Below are 25,647 nucleotides of genomic sequence, written 5' to 3' on the forward strand. Positions count from 1 at the left end.
TTTGTAAAGGCCGTTAAAGCCCCCATGCCTTGGACCGATGTCATGCCAACAGGTGGCGTTACCTGTGAGAAGGAGAACTTATCAGAATGGTTTGCTGTAGGAGTGACTTGTGTGGGCATTGGCTCTAATCTGTTTTCCAAAGCGATTATGGAAAGGCAGGACTGGGAAATGCTTGAAGAAAAAGCTAAGGAATTAATAGTGATAATAGGTGATATTTGCTCAAGAGAGAATTTGAATATTTAGCTTGACTTTTTATTTCTATTAGAAATCTGTTCTTTTGGGGACTGTAATCTAAACTCTGTCTGGATTCGATTTAGTAGTTTCTTCCTTATTTATTAGTGCAGTAGGTTCTGCAAAAGCGTTGATTTAAGTCTTTGCTTCAAATGGTGTTTCACATTGCTAACATATTTCTGGAATCTTCAGCTTGCTAAATGAGGATGAAATAAGACTGATTAAGGCGCACATTGTCATCAATTAGCGCGCGGTACAGTTATGGTACAAATGCCAGGTTAAAATCAATGAAATTTCAATACTATTTATAATTGATTAAATACAAAAATCCCGGTAAAACGCTGTCTTACCGGGATTTTGTTATTGTTGTCTATCGTTTGTGATAGTCGTTTACTTCACTTCTTCGAAGTCCACATCTGTTACTTCGTCGTCTTTACCACCCTGAGCTTCTGCTCCTGCCTGTGCACCTGCATCAGGTCCTGGCTGAGCACCTGCCTGCTGGCTAGCGTTGTACATCTCTTGCGAGGCAGCCTGGAATACAGTATTTAGCTCAGTAGTTGCCGCGTCAATAGCTGCAATGTCCTGTGCTTTGTGCGCTTCCTTCAGCTTTTCAAGAGCCGCTTCGATAGGTTGCTTTTTGTCAGCTGGCAATTTGTCACCAAACTCTTTCAGTTGCTTTTCAGTTTGGAAAATCAAGCTGTCAGCACCATTCAACTTATCAATCTTTTCTTTGGCCTGCTTATCTGAATCAGCATTGGCTTCAGCTTCTTCTTTCATGCGTTTGATTTCGTCATCAGACAAACCAGAAGAGGCCTCGATACGGATACTTTGCTCTTTACCTGTTGCTTTATCCTTAGCAGTTACGTGCAAAATACCGTTAGCATCAATATCAAATGTTACTTCAATTTGAGGCGTGGCACGTGGTGCTGGTGGAATACCATCCAGGTGGAAACGGCCAATGGTTTTGTTGTCTTTAGCCATTGAGCGCTCGCCCTGTAACACGTGAATCTCTACCGAAGGCTGGTTGTCAACTGCTGTAGTAAAGGTCTCAGACTTTTTAGTAGGGATTGTTGTGTTGGCTTCAATCAGCTTAGTCATTACACCACCCATGGTTTCAATACCCAATGAAAGAGGCGTTACATCTAACAGAAGAACGTCTTTTACTTCACCAGTTAATACACCACCCTGAATGGCTGCACCAATAGCTACTACCTCGTCAGGGTTAACACCTTTTGAAGGGGCTTTACCGAAGAAGTCCTCAACTACTTTCTGGATAGCAGGTATACGGGTTGAACCTCCTACTAAAATTACTTCGTCAATTTCTGATGGCGTCATGCCGGCATCTTTCAAAGCTGCTTTACATGGCTCCAGTGTGCGCTGAATCAGGTTGTCTGACAATTGCTCGAACTGAGCACGTGACAAGCTACGAACCAAGTGCTTTGGAATACCGTCAACCGGCATAATGTATGGCAAGTTGATTTCAGTGCTTGTTGATGATGATAACTCAATTTTAGCTTTTTCAGCCGCATCTTTCAAACGCTGAAGAGCCATTGGGTCTTTGCGTAAGTCGATGTTTTCATCTTTCATAAACTCATCAGCCAGCCAGTTGATGATTACATCATCGAAGTCATCACCACCCAGGTGAGTATCACCGTTGGTTGATTTTACTTCGAATACACCATCACCTAATTCTAATACTGAGATATCGAAAGTACCACCACCAAGGTCAAACACGGCCACTTTCATGTCGCGGTCCATCTTATCTAAACCATAAGCTAACGAAGCAGCTGTAGGCTCGTTGATGATACGGCTCACTTTCAAACCTGCAATCTCACCAGCTTCTTTGGTAGCCTGACGCTGTGCATCATTAAAGTAAGCAGGCACTGTAATCACAGCCTCTGTTACTTCCTGACCAAGGTAATCTTCAGCTGTCTTCTTCATTTTCTGAAGTGTCATGGCTGAGATTTCCTGAGCCGAATATAAGCGATCGTCAATTTTAACACGAGGGGTGTTGTTGTCACCTTTTACAACCTCGTAAGGCACACGTTTCACTTCGTTTGGAATCTCATCAAACATAGAGCCCATGAAGCGCTTAATCGAGTATATTGTTTTATGTGGGTTGGTGATTGCCTGACGCTTAGCCGGATCACCTACTTTACGTTCACCACCTTCAACAAAAGCTACGATTGAAGGAGTGGTTCTTTTACCTTCGCTGTTTGGAATCACAACCGGCTCGTTTCCTTCCATTACAGAAACACAAGAGTTAGTTGTTCCTAAGTCGATACCAATAATTTTTCCCATTGTTATGTAATTATCTTGTTATTCTTTTAATGTTTGCTTCAAAATTACGGGGAGCAATAATCAAATGGTATGCCATTGCAAAATGTGCCGTTTTTTGTGCAAATATGACAGAGAAGAATACAAGAAATGGAAAAGTCTGTCAGGTTGAGTGACAGAATGACAAATTTCTATTGCAATCTGATGGTATCGAGCTGGGCAGCATTCTCTGGTTCGACGGTTAAGACGATGTCTTTTTCATCGAGCCCTTGTAGTATCTCAAAAAACTGTTCGTTTTCAATGCCAACAGTTACTTCTTGTCTTACGACCGATAGTCCGCTTTTTTTGAAAACATATTTTAACGAGTCGCTACCTCTGACTGCACTTTTCTCAATAAATAAGGTATTGCTCTTGCTTTGGGTAATAATGGTGTTACTGGTTGTCATGTTTGGCAGTAGGGCTGCCGTATAGTCATCCAGCTTCACTTTTACTTTAAAGCCGTTCTGAAATTCGCCCGGAATTTCCTGTCCGATGTTAGCGATACTAATGATTTGCCCTTTAAACACCTCCTTGGGGAATGCATCAATAGTAATGTTCACCTGCTGACCGGTTTTAACTTTAGCAATATCAATCTCTTTAACATACATTTCTGAGATAATGGAACTAAGGTCGGGCAGGGTGGCAATCAGAGGCATCCATCGTCCTACGCGGGAGCCTACCTTCACCTTTTGACCTTCGTAGCTATTGCCGTAAATAATCATGCCATCAGCGGGTGATTTAATGGTGAGCTCGCTTCGCAGTTGTTCCAATAAGGCCTTTTTACGCTCGTAGCGATCCAATTTTCTTTGGTTGCGGGCTATTTTGGTTTTGTGCTTTTGTGTTTTAGTTATTAAGTCGCGTTGTGCTTTTGATAACGAACGTTGTGCTTTTTCAAGTTCGATTTGTGTTTGTCGCTGCACAGCTTTTGATTCAAAGGTTGATTGTTCAACTTTTATTTTAGTATCCAATACCAAATCTTTCTCCTTCTGTATGGTTTCTCTTTGTGCTGCCAGCTCAAGGCTGGAGTCAATTTTGGCATCTTCCACTAAAGTATAGTGTTCATTCAGCTTTTCATTAACACTGGCCAGGTTTTCTTCAACCTCGGTTGGCTCAAGTTGAGCCACCTGGTCACCCGCCTTTACAATCTTTCCTTCTTCAACAATGCTGAGGATTTTCATAGCCCATATATCTACCTCGTCGTTGAAGCTGACCTCAGGTACCAGAATATCTACAGCTTTTTCGGCCTTTAATTCGCCAGTAACAACCACAGTGGCTTCAATAATTCCTTTTTTTACAGTAACCGTTCTGTCTGAGTTTTTAAGCAGATGCCATGGTTGCCATATGATGATAGCTACCAGTGTAATGCCTCCTAATATGCCAATGGTCTTTTTATTCATAGTTTAGTTTTCCAAAAGGTAGTCCAGCGATTTGATTAAGCTCTCATTTCGGTCAAAATCATAAAGTGTAATTTGACGAATCGAATAGTAGCCTCTCCAGAATTCCGATAAGGCCACAATGTACTGGCGACGGGCATTGTCAAGGGAGTTACGGGCAGCGTTGAGTTTAATAACATCTACCTTATCAATCATAAAGCGCTGTTTGGTCACATTGTATCCCAGTTGTGCCACAGTATCAGCTTTTGCCGAAATGTCCACTTGTTCTTCCTGCAGGTTGAATTGAAGGATGCGCATAACAATATCTTGTTCGAAATCAATCAAAGCCTGTTTGACCTCTGCTTCTGCCACTTGCTTGTTTGACTTGGCCATCAATATCTTTCCTCGGCGAGTTCCCCAATCAATGATAGGCGCATTGAGTGTTACTCCCAAACCTCTGTCATCGCCATAGGGTGGGGTGTAGAGGTCGCTTATGTTATCCGCCTGCTTATTGATTCCAATATTAGCGCTTAAGTCTGCACTTAAACCACTGGTGGATCGTGTTCGGGCAATGTCTTCATTTGCTCGTATTAACTTTGCCTCCAGTTCTAAAATTGTTGGATTATTCTCTTTAGCTAAGTCAAGAGCCCTGTCGGCATTGATTTTTAATCCGGGAATAGTATTTGGGATTAGTGGTGTGATAACTATTTCTTTATCAAAGCCTAAGAATGAATTTAGTTGGTTTTGTGTCTGCTTTAGTGTGACCTCGGCTTGTGTTCTTGACATTTTGGCATTCAGGTATGATAGTTCGAGGTCCAACAGTTCATCCTGCGTAACAGTACCTATCTGAAAGCGTCCTTTACCAACATTATAAAGCGTATCGGCATTAGCGAGATTGGTTTCGGCAATATTAAGGTCAATGTGGGCGGCAACTACATTAAAAAATATTCTGACCGTCTGTTGTGAAAGGGCTTCCATTTCGGCCAGGAATTGCTTTTTAGCCTGTTCAAATTCTAAGGGTCTGAGTTTAGATTCCCATTTGAACTTATTGTATCCGGTTAATGGTTGGCTGAGGCGAATACTAATGGGCACGGAAGTATAGCTGGTATTTTCAGAGCGCATATTTTCAAGCCGTCTGGCATTAGATGAAAGGCTCAACTCACCACCTGTAAATGTAATATTTTGATTCACAGAAAGTCCAATATCACTAGAGATGCGCTCATCGGGTACGAATATAAAATCGCCTGATTCGGAATCGTACTGTGGTGTAACCGAACGGTTGTAATTAAATGGCGTTGTATTGAGACGTAAACCTGGTAACTGCGACGCTTTAAAACTCCTGAAGTCCCAGTAGCTTGCCAGGTACATGTTTTTTGATTTAAAGCTGGAGATGGATTGCAGCTTGGCAAGCTGTATGGCCTCATTGAGTGTCAAACTCATTTTTTGTTTTAACGAGTCGGCTGAGACTTGCGCACCGACTTGTAAATAACCAGTTAATAGGATTAGAGATAGGATGTAACGCATGAGTTTAGTGTCTTAATGATTCAACAGGATCCTGGCTGGCAGCACTTTTAGCCGGGATGTATCCGAATATGATACCTACCGTCGCTGATACGCCAAAGGCAACAATAACAGAAAAGAATGAAACGATGGTTTTAATATCGGCCATCAGGTGAATAAGGTGAGCCAGTAAAACCCCCAGTATGATGCCGATTAATCCACCGGAGATACTGATTAAGGTTGATTCGGCCAAAAACTGAACAATGATGTCCTTACGTGATGCTCCAATGGCCTGTCGAGTTCCTATTTCGCGAATACGTTCCCACACTGAGGCCAGCATGATGTTCATGATGCCAATGCCACCTACAATAAGTGAGATGCCAGCAATAGCACCCAAAACTATATTGAATATTTCATTGGTTTTTTGTTGTTGTTTCAACAGTAGCTCAGGCACGGTTACTTCAAAATCGTAAATATTTGAATGCCGTCTTAAGATGAGTCGTTTAATGACATCGGCTGTGGCCGATAACTGTTCCGTTTCATCCACCTGAACAATTATCTTATCAAGCTGGTTGGTGGTTTTTCCCGAAGCTTTGGGTGCTTCATCCTCCGGGTTACCGCCCATGAAAAAGACAAATCCGCCACCTGCCATGTTGTCCATTACCTCAGGTTTTATGGCGCCTCTGTCCTTAAAACGCATCAGCATGGTTTTAATGGGGATGATTATTTTGTTGTCACTACTGCTGATGCCCATTTCATCAGATGCAGAAGCTGTAAAGTCGCGTTTTTCGATAGTGCCTATTACTTGCAGCCATACCTGGCCACACTTGATATACTGCCCAACAGGATCACTTTGATTGAAAAAGCGGTTACGTATGTTGTCACCAATTATACAAACGGGCGTTCCCATGTCAGAGTGTTGTTCGCTGAAATGCTTGCCCTGATCAATAACAATATTAAGCATTTCGAAATAGTCTGGTGATACACCTTCAAGCGTTACAGGGTAACTTTTACCCTTTTTAATGGCATGATAGTTCAGTGAAACAACCGGACTGACCTTTTTGACGGATGGTATGGTTTCAATAATGGAATTGGCATCCAATTGATGAAGGCCTTTGGAGAATTTCTTTTTTTTATTGCCGTTGTCGGCGTTTACGCCATTGCCATCTATTGATTGGTCCACAGGAGTAATAATTATATTATTGACACCTACCAGCTTTATCTGTTCGAGCACCTCTTGTTGGGCACCTTTACCAATGGCCAGCATACTAATAACCGCTGCAACGCCAAACATAATACCAAGTGCTGTGAGAAACGATTTTACTTTATTGGATAAAATGGCTTCTATGGCAATGGTAATATTATGAGCATAGCGCAAGTATATTTGAAACGGAGTTTTTCTCATGGTCGGTGGTATCAAATATTAGCAGGTTCATTGTTTAGGCTGTCTGCCTTTGCTTTTAACTCACGCTCATATATTTCAATGCCGCTAAATAGCTTCTTATCTGCGTCTGTGGGGGTATTCATTAACAGTTCATCGGCCTCATTCACACCATCAATCAGCTGCACATGGTTTTCGTTACTGATGCCCAACTGCACTATCTGTTTACGATATGCATTGCCACCTTCTTTAATAAATACAAAGCTCAAAGAGTCGTTGGAGAATATGCATTCAAGTGGTGCGTATATAATATCCTCCAAATAAGCTGTATTAATAATATTGCTGGTGGTCATGGCTGGGCGTAGGTCTTTATCAGTACCATCAATTTTGACAGAAACTTCAAACACCTTTGCGTCGCCATCGGGAATGACCTGCCCGATATTAGCCACCGAAATGACTTCGCCATCAAAACTTTTTTCAGGAAAGGCATCAATGCCTACTTTGACTGATTGCCCCACCTTAACTTTTGAAATATCTATTTCGTTGATAAAGGTTTTGGAGAGCATTGAACTTAGATCAGGTAATTCGGCTATTTGCGGGCGCCATCGACTGATGGTTGAGCCTGCTTTAATCTTTTTGCCAAAGCGATCGTAACTATAAATAACCAATCCTGGTTTTGGAGCTTTTACCTCAAGTACTTTGAATAGCTTATCAATGTCATTGACCTTATCCTGCTTTACTTTAACTTTTTCCCACGCACGGTAAACTTTAAACTCGTCTTGCTTTTGTTTTAGCTTGTAGTTCCGTTTCTTCTGCTCCAGATCGCGCTCCGAACGTTCAACGTCAAGTTTTGCCTTTCGCTTAACGGCCGGCGACTCGTAAATGGATTGCTCCAGAATCAGCTTTTTTTCTTCCAAATCAACATCAGCATTAAGCAACTCGTCGCGCAATGTGCTTAGGTTTAGGTTAGTATCGATTTTAGCATCTTCGTAGGCATTAAGCGACGTTTCAAGTTCCTCCTGTGCCTTTGTTCTAAGTTCTTCTACGGCAGCATGGTCGAGCGTAGCAACATAACCGCCTGAGTCAACAACCGTTCCTTCTTCAACAATGTTCGATACTTTAATCTCGTACATATCTATGTTACGGCTCGACATTTCTTTAGGCAGAACTATAAGTTCAGAGTTTTCGGTCTGTAACTGTCCTGTCGAATATACACGTGCCGTAAAGTCACCTTTTACTGCCTTGGTAGATAGATGATTATCATCCGATTGTTTTCTGGGGATAAGTAGTAGGGATAGGGTACCTATAGCTATGCAGGCTATAATAATGTAATGCTTCTTCTTCATAATACGTTAGATGCAGGTTTAGCAACTACGATTTTAGTTAAAAACTATATAACGGCACAAAAAAAAGCCCGTTTTTCAACGAGCTTTTTGTTAAATAATGTTAATACGCTATTAAATCAAAGCTTTAATATCATTTATTATTGTTTGCGCTAACTCATCAGCAGCTGCCATTGATTGAGCTTCGGCATAAATACGTATGATTGGTTCGGTGTTTGACTTACGCAATTGCACCCATTTATCAGGAAAATCTATTTTTAAACCATCAATGGTGTTGATGTCTTCGTTTTTATATTTCTCCTCAATGTTTTTTAAGATGCCATCTACATCAATGTCAGGTGTTAATTCAATCTTGTTCTTTGATATGTGGTACTCTGGGTATTTTGCACGCAGTTCGGAGCATTTGATGCCTGATTTTGCCAGATGTGTCAGGAATAAGCCAATACCAACCAATGCATCACGACCATAGTGACTTTCAGGATAAATAACGCCGCCATTGCCTTCGCCTCCAATCAAGGCGTTTGTAGCTTTCATGGTGGCAACTACGTTAACTTCACCAACAGCAGCCGGTGAATATTCGCCACCAAAGCTGCGCGTTACATCGGCTAAGGCACGTGATGATGACAGGTTGGATACTGTGTTACCAACTTGCTCTGATAACAGATAGTCAGCTACGGCAACAAGTGTGTACTCTTCACCAAACATGCTGCCATCTTCATTAACAATAGCCAGTCGATCTACATCCGGGTCTACCACAAAACCTACATCGGCTTTTTTCTCCTTAATAACCTTAGATATTTCAGTCAGATTTTCGGGCAGTGGCTCAGGGTTGTGTGGAAAGTGACCATTAGGTTCGCAATAAAGCTCAATGATATTGTTTACGCCCAATGCATTCAGAAGTTTTGGCAGTGCAACTCCACCAACACTATTTACGCAGTCAATGGCAACCGTAAAATTTGCCTTTTTAATGGCATCCACGTCAACCATTCTCAGGTTAAGCACATGCTCTACGTGTAAGTCAGTATAGTTATCCAGTTCGCTTACTTGTCCCAAGTCATCTACGTCGGCGAAAACAAAACTTTCGTCCTCTGCAATTTTTAGCACCTCGGCACCATCAGCTGCCGTTAAGAATTCACCTTTTTCATTTAAAAGCTTCAGGGCGTTCCATTGCTTAGGGTTATGACTGGCAGTAAGAATAATGCCACCGTGCGCTTTTTCTTCTGTTACAGCTATTTCGGTAGTAGGAGTGGTGGCTAAGCCAATATTTACAACATCAATACCTAATCCCTGAAGACTGCCGATCACCAGGTTTTTAACCATATCGCCCGAGATGCGTGCATCGCGTCCTACAACTACTTTAATTTTACCTTTATGGCGCAGTTTAGCCCATTGCCCATATGCCGATGCAAATTTAACTACGTCAAGAGGTGACAGGCCTTCACCTACCTGGCCGCCTATTGTACCTCTGATTCCAGAAATGGATTTAATTAATGTCATAAATAAATTGCTTTTAAAGATAAGTACGCAAAATTGGTTGTAATTTTTTAAAAAGCCAATAATTTCTTACGAAACATTTTATAATAATTAAATATCGAATTTATTTTCTTACGTAAGGTTTCGAAAGCCATAAATCTTAGCTGTATGTTGACGGGCTTTATTTTTTATTGTGTATTCAGCTAATTTTAGCTGGTTTTTTATCAACTTTGCACAGTTAAATATTTGAGTTTGCCACTGTTGGTAAGCTGATGCAACGAATTGAACTAAATGAAGAAAGAACGAAATAGTGGAGGTCGGCGACGATTTGATGGAGAAGCCAGACAGGAACATAAACCAAAAGCATTCAGACGCAAGGACTCGGAAGAAAGCGGGATGGATGCTTCGCGTCGAAAGCCCTTTGTCAAAAAAGAAGCTAAGCCGGTTGAGGTCGTTTCCGAAACTATGCGCTTAAATAAATACATCGCGAATGCGGGCGTTTGCAGTCGCCGCGATGCAGATAAGCTTATTGAGAAAGGTGAAATAACCGTTAATGGCAAGTTGGTGACCCAGCTGGGAACTTCAGTAGGACGTAAAGATGATGTTCGTTTCCAGGGACGACGTCTAAATCCGGAGGAAAAAGTATATGTGCTTTTAAATAAACCTAAAGGTTACGTAACAACTGTTGAAGATAAACATGCCAAACAAACCGTGATGGATTTGGTGGAGGATGCCTGTGAGCAGCGAATCTATCCGGTTGGCAGACTGGATAAACAAACAACAGGTTTGCTTTTGCTTACCAACGATGGTGAACTGACCAAGATGTTAACTCATCCGAAATATAATGCCAAGAAGATATATCATGTATTCACTGATAAACCGGTTTTTGCCAATCATCTGGAACAGTTAGCGTCAGGTATTACTTTGGAGGATGGTCCCATCCATGCGGATGCCATCAGTTATGCAGAGAAAGATGATAAAACACAGGTGGGTATTGAGATTCATTCAGGACGGAACCGAATTGTGCGCCGTATGTTTGAGCACCTGGGTTATAAAGTGATGAAGCTCGACAGGGTTTATTTTGCAGGTTTAACAAAAAAAGGTGTACCCCGGGGTAAATGGCGTTATTTATCCGATAAAGAAGTTACCAGGCTTAAGGCAGGCATGCTGAAATAGTCTCATTGAACGATATAATCCCTTGTTATTTAATTATAGCAAGGGATATTTTTTAAAATCCATTAGTGTTTTATAATTTAGAACGGTTAACCAATCTAAACAATATCCCTGATGAAAGTATCATCAATAATACTTTTGCTATTTCTGCAGTTTTGTCAGTTAGTATCAACTGCTCAAACCTACAAAGGCATAGTGGCCGATGAGCAAACCAAAGAGCCGATCGCCTTCGTTAATATTGTGTATAGTGAAGGTGCAGGAACTGTTACAGATATTGATGGTCGCTTTGAAATCAGAACCAATATAGAGGTGACTGAATTCAGAGTGAGTTGCTTAGGGTATGAACCAAAAGTCATCGATGTTAGCGAGTTTGCAAATAAAGCTACCATTTATTTACAGCCCTTAGAGTATCATTTGCCAGCGGTTAACGTATTGCCTACAGAAAATCCTGCTGTTATTATTATGAAGCAGGTGGTGAAAAACAGGTATCGGCATAATCCGGATAATTACGATCCATTTAGCTGCATTATTTATCACAAAATGACCCTCGATTTTGAATGGCCGTCTAACTTAAGTTTAGAAGAAAGAGCTGAGTTAAGGGACTCGCTGGGTTTGATAAATGATAGTTTCCTTTTTCTTTTCGAATCAGTTTCTGAAAAGAAGCACGTGAAGAAAGGAGTGGGAAAGGAAAAGATTTTATCGGGCCGAGTAAGTGGTTTAAAAGATCCAATATTAGCTTCATTTCCTGCCATGCTGCAGCCGTTCTCTTTTTATAATCAATATGTGAAGTTATTGGGTTATTCTTATCTCAATCCTGCATCTAAACCTGGATTGGCAGCATATCAGTTTGTATTGGAAGATACTTATACAACTGCTACTAATGATTCCATCTACTACATTTCTTACCGTCCGCGTAATGATAAAAACTTCAGAGGTTTAACTGGTGCTTTTCATATCGATGGTAGTTCATTCGCCATTAAGACGGTATCGGCCACTACTGCCGGGACCGAAAACGGAATGCGTTTGTTTATCAGGCAAAATTACCAGCCGGTTGCCAATGGTGCCTGGTACCCAAAGCAACTGGAAAGTAGTCTGGAGCTGGGAGGAATGGGCGCATTGCGAAAACTACCATTCCCGCTGGTTGGCAAAGGCAAGAGTTATGTGACGGCTATTAATACGCAGCCTCAATTTTCGGCCAAAGAATTTGATAATGTAGTGATGGAAGATTTGAATATTGCTGATGATGCCCCAGATATCGCACATTTTCGTTATGAGCCATTGACGGCAAGGGATTCATTAACCTATCAATACCTCGATAGTATTGGCAGAAAAAATCACCTGGATGCAATACTCAAAACCCAAATTTCTCTGGTGAAAGGTTACGTGCCAATGGGGAAGCTACAGCTGGATGTTTCCAGGTTAATCGATTACAACGATTATGAAGGGCTAAAGCTTGGTGCAGGTCTTTATACCAGTCCTCGGCTGTCAAAGAATTTCTCTACTGGTGGCTATTATACCTATGGCTTTGGAGATAAAGCCAGCAAATATGGACTTGAATTTACGTTGTCTCCATTTCGAAATAAAGAGAACCGCTTATATGTGAAGTATCAGGATGATGTTTATGCTACTGGTTCATTTGAATTCATTGACGGCGTAAAAGCACTATCAAGTGAGCGTTTTAGTCGGTTTTTAACAGAAACAATGGATTTGTCAAGAGGGTGGACCACCGGAGCGGAGTTTCGGTTTGTGAAATACTTTAAGGCAGGTATCTACTATAGTAATCATGAGTTGAATCCACAGCGATCGTATCGTTTTGTGGTTGATGGTAATGTGGCTCCGGCATTTGAGATGAATGAAGTTGGCCTTAAACTTAAATGGGCCAATAAAGAGACTTTTTCCAATTCTCCGTTGGGTAAAATATCTAATGGAACAAACTGGCCCGTTGTTTGGTTAAATGCTTCAGCAGGCAGATGGGCGAGTGATAGTCAATATGAGTACACCCGCTTGGAGTCAAGGGTGCATAAGCGCTTTAACTATCCCAACTCCATGTATACGGTTTTACGATTCGAGGGTGGCTATATGTCTGGCGATTACCCAAGTACGTTACTATATAGTGCTTTAGGTAGCTATAAGTCATTTACAGTATTGGTACCTTATACTTTTGGCACAATGCGTTTAAATGAGTTTGGAGCCAATCGGTTTACTGCCATGTATTTTAGTCATGGTTTTCCCTTGGGACTCAATACAAATAATCGTATCAAGCCCGAGATTGTTGTAAGTACCAATGTGGCTTTTGGGGACGCGCCTGTAGGGATTTCAACTATCAATAAAGGCTACTACGAATCGGGTTTATACCTGAAAAATCTCTTTTCAAATTTTATCTTCCAGTATGGTTTATCTGTACATTACCGTTATGGAACTTACAGGTTGCCGGAAGCGATTGATAACTGGGCATTTAAATTGGGGCTTGAATTTGCCTTCTAAATTAAAGAAGCTGCCATTGTTATCAGTAACCAGAGAATAGGGAGCCCTTCTATATAAAAGTTGATGAATGCAGCTGATGGGCCCACAGCTACTTTTCTTATAAATAGTATTCCCAAAGTCAAAAAGAGGGTATTACCAATGATGATATTTACAGTGTTGTTTGATATAGTCAATAATATCAAACTAACTAAAATACACCCAATGGAAAGCCAGGTGGCCACATTGGTGCCTGTGAGTTGAGGAATTGTTTTTAAAGCTTTGGGGTCAGTTGCAATATCTCGTATGTCAAACGGGATGGTGAGGCCAATAATGAAAAGCCATGTTGCCAATATGGCTACGGCATTAAACTCAATTGATTGCTGGAGTGGAAGCGTAGCTAATAAGGTCCAACAGCTGGCAATAACTAAAATTTTTAGACCTGGAATCCAGCGTAATCCTATGTTTTTTCGGCTTGGGATGATGTAAAGTACAGAGGTAATAACAAAAAGCAATATGTTATTCTGATAACCTGATTCCAGATGCAAAAATACATACCCACTAATTAATGCTGCAACTAATGTGATAGTGATAATGAGGGTTTTGTGTTTATATAGCCATTGTAGTCGTGACGCTTTTAATTTATACGGGCTGACAATAAAAACAGCAAGATACATATAGTTATAACCCGCCAATGCCGCGCAAAAATTGAATATTACAATAAGAAGGTTGTCAATTTGGGTATGAATATTTAGTACCTTTGTTAAAGATGCTACTGAAAGTGCTACCCATATATTTGAATAAACCAGAAGATTCCGAACATTTCGGAAGAGTGCTTTTTTTACAATCATTTAACCAACCCGACTGATGTTTTCGAGGGTTTTGGGGGAGTTAATTTCAATTTGATTACCATTAATCGAAATAATGCCACTTTCTTTAAAATCTTTCAGCACTCTAATTAAGCTTTCTTTTGACACGCTTGAAAGATCTGCAATGTCTTGCCTACTTAGCGTTGTATAGAAATTGCGGGAGTGATAGATTTTTTCAGAAAGGTACAGGATCGTATTGGCAATTCTGCCTGTCATTTTTTTGTGCGAAAAATTAATGAGTTGGTGGTATAAGTCTGTCGTAATCTGATGATTTAGTTTTAGTATTTGTTCCGCGAAGCAAATGTTGTTCCTAAAGGCATTGGTAAAAGCTTCAACGCTAATAAGGCAAGTGTCCATTTCAGTCAGGGCACTTACCGAAAAGTGGTTCAGGTTATCGGTAAAAAGTCCCGGACTAACAATGAAATCTCCCTCTTTAAGTACTTTTATGATGATATTTTTATTCTCTAGTCCTTTGATAAAAAGTTTGGCATACCCCTTTTTGATGCAAATGATATTATTGCATCGGGTGCCTTCCTTAATTATAGTTTCACCCTTTTGGTAAACGACCTTACAGTGAGATTCCTTGAACGCATTTAGCTCATCTTCATTAAGCGTTTCAAAGCCATTGAATTTGATATTGCACTTGCTACATCCGGTAATGTCACTCATTGTTTTTGTCATATTAGTACCTAATTGATGAATTGTTGCTGAAATTGAAAGTATAAAGTTTCTTTCAATTTACCAAATCGCTAACGCTTGTACGTTATGCGCAGTTTTTGGTCGGTTTCAAATTAATTATCACATTCATAGAATAATAAGATTACTCTTTAGATGGACTGAATTTAAATAACGAGAAGCTTCGTTAATCAAATTGTAAATTCTAATATACCAAATATCAATTAGATATGCAATTTGTATTGATTTATATCAATCATTAGGCGTATAACTTACATCGTGTTAATTAACAAGGAAATATTTAAAATTGTTAAAAAGTATTTTAAAATTAAGAAACCGCGTAATCACAATTAAGTCCAAGAGTTATGAAAAAACTAAAACAATTTATTTGGCTTGTAGTAATGGCATTAGCTGTTGTATTCGCTAGCTGTACAAAAGAAGGTCCTCAAGGCCCTCCGGGATCAGACGGTACCAATGGGACTGATGGAATCAATGGTGTTGATGGCACTGCAGGATGTATTACCTGTCACACTAACGATAGTGAATTGGCCATTAAGTCGGCTCAATTTGCACATTCAACACATTTCATAGGTGGTCAGGAGCATGTTGGCTATGGAGGAAGAAGTTCTTGTTCAATGTGTCACTCACATAATGGCTTCTTAACTGCAGTTACTGATGGTACAAACTCAGGGGGTGAGCATCCTGAAGCTGCATCTATGTCATGTTACACTTGTCACCAGATTCACACAAGTTATACTCGTGATGATTATGGATTACATTACACTGATGCTGTAGATTTTTACTTGAATGAAAATGATAATGGTGTATTTGCAGGATTAGAAGTGGATGCAACCAATCAATACAGTGATCCTGATGGATTAAGCAATACTTGTATTAAATGTCACCAACCTCGCCACAGGGGAACAAGTCAGCCAGATCCTAGTGTTGAAGGCTCAATTGAAATTTCAGCAGGTTCTGCTGCTCACTGGGGACCTCACTATGGCGCTCAAGGTGCTATATTCGGTGGTGTAGGTGGATACATTGGTACAGATAACCCAACTGCTCCTTCAGGCACAAAAGGACATCATAGTTGTAAGAGTTGTCACATGTCGTTCAATGCTTTAACAGGCAATTACGGGGAGTATGTTGGTGGTCACTCATTCAAAATGACCGATGCAGATGGCTTACCAGTGTTTACTGCTTGTGATGAGTGTCATACAGATAGAGGTGCTACTATTGACCTGCCAGGTAAAATGGCTGCAAATAAGATTTTATTAGATGCACTTCATGCAGATTTAATGGCTGCCGGTATTGCTGATGCAGATGGTCACTTAGTTGGAGGTACATGGACAAATCAGCAACTTGCTGCCTACTGGAATTTTGCACTTGTTAAGAATGATCATAGCTATGGTATCCATAATGAGGAATATACTCAGAGTTTGATTAATGCTGCAAGAACTTATTTAGGAACGAATTAGTAAATTCATTGGATGGCTATCGTATGTGATAGCCATCCAGTCTTTTGTTTAACTAACTAAATAGGTCATATGAAAGCATTACAAGTATTATTTGTTTCTATATTATTCCTTTCGGTGCTGGGTGCTGGGTGTGATTATAAATTTATCAAGCCTGACACAGGTGATCCGGTAGATCCTGAAGAGCCAATCAGTTTTTCTGAGCAGGTAGAGCCAATATGGACAACACAGAGTTGTACTAACTGTCATAACGGAAGTGTTACATTTAGTTTAGAACCAGGTAAAGCCTATCAATCGCTGACGAGTTTAAATCTTATGGATTTAGACAATGCGCCAAATAGTTTAATTGTTAAGGTACCTGGTACTAGTGCTCCGCACACTAACTATAACTATGTTGGTAATCAGAAAACGCTAATTATCACCTGGATTGAGCAAGGTGCAGAGGATAACTAAAAAACGATTACAATGAAAAAAATAGTATATCTGATTGTTTTGGTGTTGTTATCTGGTCACTTTGTAATGGCTCAGGAAGAAGCACCAGTTGAAAAAAAAGTAGATAAGCCGGTTAGAGCGCCATGGGAGTCTGGGACTCTGGTAAATCACCAGACCAGTATTACTCAGTATAAAAATACATTGGAAATGGTGATTAGTCACCGTTTTGGACCTGTAGAAAATGGTATTAGTGATGTATTTGGTATTATGGCGCCGGGTGCAAACATCCGGATTGGCTTTAATTATTCGATTTTAGATAATTTAAGTGTAGGTTTTGGAACGAACAGCCAGAAAAAGTATCAGGATTTTCAGGCCAAATACACCCCATTTCAGCAGACACGTGAAAATACCATTCCGGTGAGTTTAACGCTATATGGTAATGCTGCCATAGATGGTAGAGAAGACGCTGCTTTTGGCGTAGATTATGCCTTTTCCGATAGATTATCATACTTTTCAGAGGTGATAGTAGGTCGTAAGGTTAATGATTGGTTGTCGGTTCAGGCAAGTGCCAACTTTACTCATTACAATTCGGTAGATAGTTTGCTGGATAATGATAAGATTGGGCTTGGTTTCGGTGGACGTATTAAGTTTAGTCCTCAATCGTCATTGACTTTAGAGTTGGGTGTTCCACTTAAGATTGAAAGCATTTCGCAACACACATCTTTTACCAACCACTCAAAACCACATTTCTCAATCGGTTATGAGGTATCAACGAGTACACACGCTTTTCAAATATTTGTGACAAACGGATTAGGTATCTTGGCACAAGAGTTGTATATGTATAATACAAATGAGTTTGATAGCAAGAGCATTCGCTTTGGTTTTAATATAACGCGATTGTGGAATTTCTAGATAATTATTAAAAACTAATAGTATGAAAAAGTTGAAGATGTCTATGATGGTTAGCTGTGCATTAGTAATGCTAAGCTTTGTGTTAATGTCTTTTGTGCAGGAAAAGAAACCTTGGGATGTGCCAGCCAAATATCAGAGCATGACAAACCCTCAGGCTGCTGATGATGCTGAGATGATAAAAATTGGTAAGATGAATTATGCACGTCATTGTAAATCGTGCCATGGAAATATTGGAAAAGGTGATGGTCCGAAAGCAAGGAGTATTGATGCAGATTTAGGAGACTTTACTTCAGCTGAATTTCAGGCTCAAAAAGATGGCGTGATTTATTATCAGTCTTTTATTGGTCGTGATGATATGCCAAATTTCGAAAAGAAAATTGTTGATGAAGAAGATCGATGGGCAATCGTTACGTATTTACGTACGCTTAAAAAATAAATAAATCACCATTATTACAAACTGCCCGCGCAAGAGGTATTTACCTTTTATGCTGGCAGTTTTTTGTTTTATCCAATAGTATTCAGATACAATGGTTCAAAAGTTAAAAATAATCCCGATTTACCTGCTGGTTCTTTTGTTTGGTCATCAGATATGGGCAAATGGAGTAGCTGACAATTCGCAATGTTTAAAGTGTCATGGTCAGGTGTTTTATGAATACCACAATGAGTGGACCGATCAAACTGATCGGAAACCTCTTAATCCATTTCACCATATTGATAGTACAAAACTGCACACCTCAGTTCATAAGATGTTTGCATGTGTTGATTGTCACTCAATGGAGTATGAGACATTTCCACATAGTGGCGAATTAAGACTGGAAGAGAAGTATCAGTGTATGGATTGTCATGGAGGTGATGAAACCTTTGCTAAATTTAACTTTGAAGGTATTGAGGCTGCTTTTATGGAAAGCGTCCACTATAAAGCTTCTGATGAGCGCTTTAATTGCTGGATGTGTCATGATGCACACGGATATGAATTAGCATTAAGAGAAGATAAGCCAATAACTGAGGTTGTAGCATTGAGTAATAATATGTGCTTAAGCTGTCATGATAACAAGTTTAAGTACGGTCTGTTATCTGATGATGAACCACAGGATATTGCAAGTATTCATTCGTGGTTGCCAAATCAGAGCAGGCACTTTACAAAAGTGAGGTGTATTGATTGTCATACCAAGGTACAGTCAGACCTGCTCATTTCCCATAATATATTACCAAAAGAGGAAGCAGTGCATAATTGCGTGGAGTGTCACAGTTCTAATTCAGTATTAATGGAATCACTTTATGCACACCGGGCTAAAGAAAGTAGAGCTGAATCTGGCTTCTTTAACGCAGTGGTGTTGAATGAGGGGTATATTATTGGTGCCAATAGAAACAGAACATTAAACTTTGTTAGCATTGCCTTGTTTGGCATGTTGGTGTTAGGATTATTGGTGCATGCCACCTTACGTTTCATCGTTTCAAAAAAGAAGTAGTATGAGTGATAAACTTTATTTATATCCAGTTTGGATTAGAATTTGGCACGCAGTTAATGCCTTATGCTTTCTAGTTTTATTAATCTCCGGTATTAGTATGCAGTATTCTAACCCAGCATACCCATTATTACCATTTGATGTAGCAGTGTCTAGTCATAATATGTCGGGAATTATAATATTCCTAGCCTACTTATTCTTTCTAGTGGCTTTTGCTTTTACTTCCAATAAAAAGCACTATAAACTTAGATTTAAGGGCTTGACTGAAAGACTTGTTAAGCAGATTAGGTATTATACATTTGGCGTTTTTAAGGGTGAAAGTTCACCTTATCCTACAACGGAAGACGCAAAATTTAATCCATTGCAGCAAGTAACCTATGTTGGGGTTATTTTTGTACTGTACCCAATTTTAATTGTTACAGGTTTAGCTCTGATGTTTCCAGAGGCCATTATTGATAATTTCTTTGGGATAGGAGGCACTTTGTTAACAGCACTACTTCATGCCAGTGCTGGGTTTTTAGCCAGTTTATTCTTGGTGATTCATTTGTATTTTGCTACTATGGGTGCTTCTGTTAGTGCCAATTTTAAGAGTATTGTTAACGGTTATCACGAATCTCATTGATCTATGGATGATTTATCGATTAAAAGAGGGTACCTGCCTGGTATCCTCATTTCTTTTGGTTTACTATTAATTGGTTATTTTTTAAATCCAGTTTTATCGACATTGGGGATTGCACAACTTGTGTGGCCGCAAAATCTTTATTTTATATTGCTTGTTGCCGCTATAGGGCTGGCTGTAGGAATTATCTCCGATTCAGAAAAAGTTAAGTTTATTGGGAGTAAAGAAATCTTATTGCCCATTTGTATCGTGGCTGTTTTTCTTGGAATTCAGATTCTAATCAGGCCCGATGGATTTGAGGTTTCTTTTGTAAATCGCTTACGGGCTGTGCCAGCCATGCTTCTTGCTATATGCGCATTTTTTGCCGGAGGTGTTTTCATAGGGTTAAACAGTCGCCAGTTTAAAGCTAAATGGTCATCACTCCTTATTGTAATTGCTACCCTCGTATTTGTATTTTCAACAGTTGTAGGGCAGCATGATTATTATAACCTGTCTATGCGCACTGGTGCTGATAGGGCGCTGTTTGAGGCAGAAGCTGAAAGTGGTAAATTCTACCGCTTGCCTTTTGCTGTTAAGTTGCTAGGAAATGAAGGTGTTGACGAAAGCGTGATAAGTGAATCTGGTGAGATTAAGGTTCGCTTTTTCGATACTGTTAGTGAATATACTGATGTTGTAATGGGAACTGATGATGTTTATAATCTGAAAGGTTGGGTGGTAAAAAGAATTAATACACCTGTTATTAGCGAAGATTCGGCTGAATTAATAGATTTAAGTCTGGTGTTTGATCGCTGGGTTGAGTTAAAATACATTAGTCTTGGATTATTATTGCTTAGTCTGGGGTTAAAGATTAAATTTTAGTGTTGAGTTATAAAAAAAGAGGCTGTTCATTGTATGAACAGCCTCTTTTGTATACTTGAATTGATAGCTTAAAATACGCTGGCAATCTTATCGCTCTTGTATTTACCATCTTTTAGTTTTTCTTGCACTTCACGGAATGCCTTTATTGTATAATCAACATCCTCCATTGTGTGAACAGCGGTAGGAATAATACGCAGCATAATCTGGTCTTTAGGAATTACCGGATAAACAACAATAGAGCAGAAAATATTGTAGTTTTCACGTAAGTCCATTGTTAACTGAGTTGCTTCAGCAACATTACCTTCAAGGAATACTGGGGTAACAGGAGATTCCGTTTTTCCAAGGTTAAAACCGGCTTCTTTAAGGCCTGATTGAAGTCTTTCAACTACTTTCCATAGGTTAGCTTTGTGTTCAGGCTCGTCACGCAACATTTCTAATCGCTTAAGTGCACCTACTACCATTGGCATTGGTAATGACTTAGCAAAAATCTGCGAACGCATATTATAGCGTAAATAGTTGATAACTTCTTCGGTACTGGCAACAAAACCGCCAATGCCAGCCATTGACTTGGCAAAAGTATTGAAAACAACATCAATTTGGTCAACTACATCATAGTGTTCAGCAACACCGGCACCTGTTTTACCCATGGTGCCAAATCCGTGTGCATCATCTACTAAAATGCGGAAGTTATATTTCTCTTTTAGCTTAACTATGCCCTTAAGATTACCAAGGTCACCAGCCATGCCAAATACACCCTCTGTAATTACAACGATGCCTCCGCCTGTTTCTTTTACTCTTTTAGTGGCGAACTGAAGCATCTTTTCGCATTTATCCATTTCATTGTGGGCAAATACGAAACTCTTACCTCCTTTGGCTTTGTGAAGAAAGATACCGTCCATAATGCAAGCATGTGACTCAGAGTCATATACTATAACATCATTGCGGCCAATTAAGGTATCAATGATTGATACCATTCCCTGGTAACCAAAGTTTAGCAGGTAGGCATCTTCTTTACCCACAAATTCGGCCAGTTTAGATTCCAACTCTTCATGTTTGCTTGTTTGACCTGACATCATCCGAGCACCCATTGGATAGGCCATTCCGTATTCTGCAGCGGCATCAGCATCTGCTTTACGCACTGCAGGGTGGTTCGCTAATCCAAGGTAGTTGTTTAAACTCCATGTAAGTACTTCTTTTCCACGGAATTTCATTTTTGGACTAATTTCGCCCTCTAATTTTGGGAAAGTGAAGTATCCATGTGCTTCTTTACTATATTGACCCAATGGGCCCATATGTTTCTTTATTTTATCGAAAATATCCACTATACTGAGCTTTTAAAATTTTCGCTGCAAATGTAATGTTTTTACTTATCTTTTTGAAAGAAACCCGGTTAAAAAAGAGATGTGGCCGATTGATGTTAAGCAGGATTAGGCATGAACTGTTAGTAAGGTTCAATCTAACAGGTGTTTAGTGCTTTTTTCTTGTTTGTTAGTGTATTTTTCTTTACGCTGCAGTTTGTTGAAGTAATATGAGTGCTTGTAGGTGCAAATTGTTGTGCTTGTTGATTATATCTGTTTCGGGGTTGTGAGGTTAAATCCTAAAGATTATCTTTGCACGTTGTAAAAGCAGCTAAAAAGAACTGGCTTGTTACGTATTTTTTTGAATCTCAAAAATTTCAAATATATGAAGTTGAAATACTTACTGATTGTTGTTGCATTACTAGGGATAATTGGTTCTGGTTGTAGTAAATATCAGAAACTACTTAAAAGCCAGGATTATGAGCTTTGGTATGCTGAAGCGATGAAGTATTATGAGCAGGAGGATTATACGCGTGCAGCCACCCTTTTAGGGCAATTGGTAAATATTTACAGGGGTACCGATAAGGCAGAGGAAGCAAACTATGTATATGCTAATTGTTTATATGGCTTAAATGATTTTTTAACTGCGGGGCATTATTACAGAGAGTATGTCAAGAACTTTCCGGCGGGGGATTATGCTGAAGAATGTCAGTATATGAGTGCCTATTGTTATTATATGCGTTCGCCTAAACCTCGTTTGGACCAAACAACAACAGAAGAAGCAATACAGGAGTTTCAGTTGTTTATTAATATGTATCCGAATAGTGCCAGAGTTGATGAATCGACGCGCTTGATGGATGAGTTGCGTGATAAGTTAGTATATAAGTCGTATCTTAATGCCAAGTTGTATTATAATTTGGGTGATTATCTAGGTAATAATTATCAATCGGCAGTCATTGCGGCTCAAAACAGTCTGAAGGATTTTCCGGATACTAAATATAGAGAAGAGTTATCATTCCTGATTTTGGAATCAAAATATATTCAGGCAGTTAATAGTGTTGAGGAAAAGAAAGAGGAGCGTGTGCGAGACACTATTGATGAGTATTATTCGTTTGTAAACGAATTTCCGGAAGGAAAATATAAGAAGAAGGCAGATCGGATATTTGAAGACACCGATAAGATGCTGAAAGGATATAATAACGAAGTTGCAGTAAATTAAAAATTTTCATATGTCAATCGACTACAAAAAAACAAATGCACCGGTATCGACAGTGACTTGGGATAAAAATGTTTTATCTGAGCCAACCGGTAACATCTACGAATCAATCGTAGTTTTGGGTAAACGTGCCAATCAGATTAGCTCTGAAATGAAGGAAGAGTTAAACAAGAAGCTTCAGGAGTTTGCGTCGTATACCGATAACTTAGAGGAGGTATTTGAAAACAGGGAGCAGATTGAGATTTCGCGTTTCTATGAGCGCTTACCAAAACCTGTATGTATTGCTACGCAGGAGTTTGTAGAAGGTAATGTATACCATCGTAATCCGGATAAGGAAGAAAACGAAGAGTAATCAGATTTACTCTGGTTAATTCAACGACTTAATAAGAATAATAATAAAAGGTAAAGGAGGATAGTATATTCTCTTTTATCTTTTTTTATTTTTGAGTATGCTAAAAGGTAAGAAGTTTATTCTCGGAATATCAGGTGGTATTGCTGCTTATAAGTGTGCCACGCTAGCACGTTTGCTGGTCAAAGAAGGAGCAGAAGTGCAGGTCATCATGACGAAATTGGCGAAACAGTTTATAACGCCGCTCACCATGGCAACCTTATCTAAACGACCGATTCTGGTGGAGTTTTTTAATCCTGAAAACGGCGATTGGAATAGTCATGTGGATAGTGGATTGTGGGCTGATGCTATGATTATTGCGCCAGCCACAGCTAATACAATGGGTAAGATGGCCAATGGGGTGGCTGATAATTTGTTGATCACTACTTATCTTTCTGCACGTTGCCCGGTGTTTATTGCCCCAACAATGGATCTGGATATGTACCAGCACCCATCAACGCAGCGTAACATGGCCACACTACGTTCTTATGGTAATCATTTGATTGAGCCTAACTCAGGTGAGTTGGCCAGTGGGCTGATTGGTAAAGGGCGAATGGCTGAGCCCGAAGAGATTGTGGAAGAACTAAGGGTGTTCTTTAATAAAAAAGAAACGCTGGAGTTGGACGGGAAAAAAGTACTAGTGTCAGCCGGACCAACTCATGAGAAAATTGATCCTGTGCGCTTTATTGGCAACTACTCGTCTGGTAAGATGGGGTACGCGATTGCGGAGGAACTAGCTCAGCGAGGTGCTCTTGTAACTTTGGTGAGCGGACCAACCAGTCTTCCTGTAGATCATCCGAATATCGACCGTGTAGATGTTGTTAGTGCCAATGATATGTATAATGCATGTGAGAAGGTATTCTCAGATATGGATGGGGCCATTATGTCAGCGGCAGTAGCGGACTATACGCCGAAGAACAAGGCTGATGAAAAGATTAAGCGTACATCTGAAAATATGGCCATTAACCTGGAAGCAACAGTTGATGTAGCCGCTTCATTAGGGAAAAAGAAAACGGATAAGCAGGTTTTAGTGGGATTTGCTTTAGAAACGCAGGATGCCCTAAATAATGCCCTAAAAAAGCTTCAAAAGAAAAACTTAGATTTTATTGTTTTAAATAGTCTGGAGGATAAAGGGGCTGGTTTTAATTCTGATACAAATAAAATTACGATTATTGACAAGGATAATAAGACCACGGAATTTGCGTTAAAAGCTAAAGATGAAGTTGCTCGTGATATCGTTGATGAGTTCGTTGCTTGTATACGAGGGCGAGAGTAAAAACCGTAAATAGCTATGAGATATTTAATCAGTATTCTTCTTTTGGTGTATGGGCTATCGTTGTCGGCGCAGGAGTTTCAGTGTGCGGTTCAGGTAGTGTCACCACAAATTCAAGGTTCAAATAAGAAGGTTTTTGAAACGCTTCAAACGGCCATTATGGAGTTCATGAATAATCAAAAGTGGACTAATGATAAGTTTGCCCCGGAAGAACGTATTGATTGTAATATAATGATTAACGTCGCTGAAATGATCTCCATTGATGAATTTAAAGGTTCATTTCAGATTCAGGCTCGGCGACCGATTTATAACTCAAATTATTATACAGTACTGTTCAATCATCAGGATCAGGATTTTCATTTTAAGTATGTAGAGTTTGAGCCGTTGATTTATAATCCGAATAATTTTGAATCAAACTTGATAGCCGTGTTGGCTTTTTATGCCAATGTTGTACTCGGTTTAGATTACGACTCCTATAGTAATAATGGAGGAACGCCTTACTTCCAGGAAGCTGAACGTATAGTTAACAGAGCCCAGGGAGCCAGGGAGGCTGGCTGGAAATCGTTTGAAGGTCAGCGCAATCGTTACTGGTTGATCGAGAATATTCTTAATGAATACCATCGTCCTTTGCGACAGTGTATGTATGAATATCACCGAAAAGGCCTGGATAAAATGAGTGATAAGGTCGAGGAGGGGCGTGCCGAAATTGTAAAGGCTCTGGAGTTGACCAGAAAGGTGCATCGTCAAAGGCCCAGTTCATTTTTCACACAGGTGTTTTTTACTGCAAAATCTGATGAATTAGTGAAGATTTTTGAAGAATCCTTTTCAATGGAAAAAGGAAGAATTGTAGAGTTATTACAGGAGGTAGATCCTGCCAATAATAAGAAGTACGAAAAGATATTATCATCAAACTAAT

At 39.8% G+C, this 25,647-nt stretch carries 22 protein-coding genes and 1 pseudogene; 14 read left to right on the forward strand and 9 right to left on the reverse strand.

Annotated features, from left to right (window positions below; genetic code table 11):
• Window positions 1-243 (forward strand): annotated as a pseudogene (locus tag KDU71_RS11705) (bifunctional 4-hydroxy-2-oxoglutarate aldolase/2-dehydro-3-deoxy-phosphogluconate aldolase); the annotation flags it as partial.
• 378 nt (window positions 244-621) lie between these two features.
• Here KDU71_RS11705 and dnaK read toward each other — a convergent pair.
• The 6 genes from dnaK to glmM form a co-directional block, all read right to left on the reverse strand.
• On the reverse strand, window positions 622-2,532 hold the full coding sequence (gene dnaK / locus KDU71_RS11710) for a molecular chaperone DnaK (RefSeq protein WP_212191136.1): 1,911 nt from the start codon (window positions 2,530-2,532) through the stop codon (window positions 622-624).
• Window positions 2,533-2,699: 167 nt separating this feature from the next.
• Window positions 2,700-3,944 (reverse strand): efflux RND transporter periplasmic adaptor subunit, encoded by a 1,245-nt coding sequence (locus KDU71_RS11715; protein WP_212191138.1) that lies wholly within the window; start codon window positions 3,942-3,944, stop codon window positions 2,700-2,702.
• Window positions 3,945-3,947: 3 nt separating this feature from the next.
• Window positions 3,948-5,360 carry a TolC family protein gene (locus KDU71_RS11720; RefSeq protein ID WP_212191140.1) on the reverse strand — a complete coding sequence of 471 codons (1,413 nt, stop codon included), beginning with the start codon at window positions 5,358-5,360 and terminating at the stop codon, window positions 3,948-3,950.
• A gap of 88 nt (window positions 5,361-5,448) precedes the next feature.
• Window positions 5,449-6,825 (reverse strand): ABC transporter permease, encoded by a 1,377-nt coding sequence (locus KDU71_RS11725; protein ID WP_212191142.1) that lies wholly within the window; start codon window positions 6,823-6,825, stop codon window positions 5,449-5,451.
• A gap of 11 nt (window positions 6,826-6,836) precedes the next feature.
• Window positions 6,837-8,147 (reverse strand): efflux RND transporter periplasmic adaptor subunit, encoded by a 1,311-nt coding sequence (locus KDU71_RS11730; RefSeq protein WP_212191144.1) that lies wholly within the window; start codon window positions 8,145-8,147, stop codon window positions 6,837-6,839.
• A gap of 111 nt (window positions 8,148-8,258) precedes the next feature.
• Window positions 8,259-9,641, reverse strand: a complete 1,383-nt coding sequence (gene glmM, locus KDU71_RS11735; protein ID WP_212191147.1) for a phosphoglucosamine mutase — start codon at window positions 9,639-9,641, stop codon at window positions 8,259-8,261.
• Window positions 9,642-9,908: 267 nt separating this feature from the next.
• Here glmM and KDU71_RS11740 point away from each other — a divergent pair, with 267 nt between their 5' ends.
• Window positions 9,909-10,793: a pseudouridine synthase gene (locus KDU71_RS11740; protein ID WP_244828434.1), complete on the forward strand. Its 885-nt coding sequence runs from the start codon at window positions 9,909-9,911 to the stop codon at window positions 10,791-10,793.
• A 111-nt stretch (window positions 10,794-10,904) separates the two neighbouring features.
• Complete coding sequence (locus KDU71_RS11745; RefSeq protein WP_212191148.1) at window positions 10,905-13,274, forward strand: DUF5686 family protein; 2,370 nt, start codon at window positions 10,905-10,907, stop codon at window positions 13,272-13,274.
• Here KDU71_RS11745 and KDU71_RS11750 read toward each other — a convergent pair.
• Entirely contained in the window at window positions 13,271-14,101 is an 831-nt protein-coding gene (locus KDU71_RS11750; RefSeq protein ID WP_212191149.1) for a UbiA prenyltransferase family protein, read from the reverse strand. The two genes, KDU71_RS11745 and KDU71_RS11750, sit on opposite strands and share 4 nt — an antisense overlap.
• The gene (locus KDU71_RS11755) at window positions 14,102-14,800 is read right to left on the reverse strand and encodes a Crp/Fnr family transcriptional regulator (RefSeq protein WP_212191150.1); all 699 of its coding nucleotides are present in this window, start codon (window positions 14,798-14,800) and stop codon (window positions 14,102-14,104) included.
• A 359-nt stretch (window positions 14,801-15,159) separates the two neighbouring features.
• Between KDU71_RS11755 and KDU71_RS11760 the strand changes: the two genes are divergently transcribed.
• From KDU71_RS11760 to KDU71_RS11790, 7 genes are all read left to right on the forward strand, one after another.
• Window positions 15,160-16,272 (forward strand): hypothetical protein, encoded by a 1,113-nt coding sequence (locus tag KDU71_RS11760; protein WP_212191151.1) that lies wholly within the window; start codon window positions 15,160-15,162, stop codon window positions 16,270-16,272.
• A gap of 69 nt (window positions 16,273-16,341) precedes the next feature.
• A complete protein-coding gene (locus tag KDU71_RS11765) occupies window positions 16,342-16,722 on the forward strand; it encodes a hypothetical protein (protein WP_212191152.1) in 381 nt (126 codons plus the stop codon).
• A gap of 12 nt (window positions 16,723-16,734) precedes the next feature.
• A complete protein-coding gene (locus KDU71_RS11770) occupies window positions 16,735-17,613 on the forward strand; it encodes a DUF5777 family beta-barrel protein (RefSeq protein WP_212191153.1) in 879 nt (292 codons plus the stop codon).
• A gap of 22 nt (window positions 17,614-17,635) precedes the next feature.
• On the forward strand, window positions 17,636-18,049 hold the full coding sequence (locus tag KDU71_RS11775; protein WP_212191154.1) for a c-type cytochrome: 414 nt from the start codon (window positions 17,636-17,638) through the stop codon (window positions 18,047-18,049).
• A 91-nt stretch (window positions 18,050-18,140) separates the two neighbouring features.
• On the forward strand, window positions 18,141-19,082 hold the full coding sequence (locus tag KDU71_RS11780; protein WP_212191155.1) for a cytochrome c3 family protein: 942 nt from the start codon (window positions 18,141-18,143) through the stop codon (window positions 19,080-19,082).
• 1 nt (window position 19,083) lies between these two features.
• A complete protein-coding gene (locus tag KDU71_RS11785) occupies window positions 19,084-19,701 on the forward strand; it encodes a cytochrome b/b6 domain-containing protein (protein ID WP_212191156.1) in 618 nt (205 codons plus the stop codon).
• Between the two features lie 3 nt (window positions 19,702-19,704).
• Window positions 19,705-20,556, forward strand: coding sequence for a hypothetical protein (locus KDU71_RS11790; RefSeq protein WP_212191162.1), 852 nt, complete (start codon window positions 19,705-19,707; stop codon window positions 20,554-20,556).
• Between the two features lie 68 nt (window positions 20,557-20,624).
• On the opposite strand, the gene KDU71_RS11795 is transcribed toward KDU71_RS11790, so the two are convergent.
• Complete coding sequence (locus tag KDU71_RS11795) at window positions 20,625-21,767, reverse strand: aminotransferase class I/II-fold pyridoxal phosphate-dependent enzyme (RefSeq protein WP_244828444.1); 1,143 nt, start codon at window positions 21,765-21,767, stop codon at window positions 20,625-20,627.
• A gap of 472 nt (window positions 21,768-22,239) precedes the next feature.
• Between KDU71_RS11795 and KDU71_RS11800 the strand changes: the two genes are divergently transcribed.
• The 4 genes from KDU71_RS11800 to porD all read left to right on the forward strand — a co-directional run bounded on the left by KDU71_RS11800 (window position 22,240) and on the right by porD (window position 25,646).
• Window positions 22,240-23,073 (forward strand): outer membrane protein assembly factor BamD, encoded by an 834-nt coding sequence (locus tag KDU71_RS11800; RefSeq protein ID WP_244824890.1) that lies wholly within the window; start codon window positions 22,240-22,242, stop codon window positions 23,071-23,073.
• A gap of 10 nt (window positions 23,074-23,083) precedes the next feature.
• On the forward strand, window positions 23,084-23,422 hold the full coding sequence (locus KDU71_RS11805) for a DNA-directed RNA polymerase subunit omega (protein ID WP_244824892.1): 339 nt from the start codon (window positions 23,084-23,086) through the stop codon (window positions 23,420-23,422).
• A 97-nt stretch (window positions 23,423-23,519) separates the two neighbouring features.
• On the forward strand, window positions 23,520-24,734 hold the full coding sequence (coaBC, locus tag KDU71_RS11810; protein ID WP_212191174.1) for a bifunctional phosphopantothenoylcysteine decarboxylase/phosphopantothenate--cysteine ligase CoaBC: 1,215 nt from the start codon (window positions 23,520-23,522) through the stop codon (window positions 24,732-24,734).
• Window positions 24,735-24,749: 15 nt separating this feature from the next.
• Window positions 24,750-25,646 carry a type IX secretion system protein PorD gene (gene porD, locus KDU71_RS11815; RefSeq protein WP_212191176.1) on the forward strand — a complete coding sequence of 299 codons (897 nt, stop codon included), beginning with the start codon at window positions 24,750-24,752 and terminating at the stop codon, window positions 25,644-25,646.
• Window position 25,647 lies beyond the last annotated feature (1 nt).

This window comes from Carboxylicivirga sediminis, from assembly GCF_018156225.1.
In the GTDB taxonomy this organism is placed as follows: Bacteria; Bacteroidota; Bacteroidia; order Bacteroidales; family Marinilabiliaceae; genus Carboxylicivirga; species Carboxylicivirga sediminis.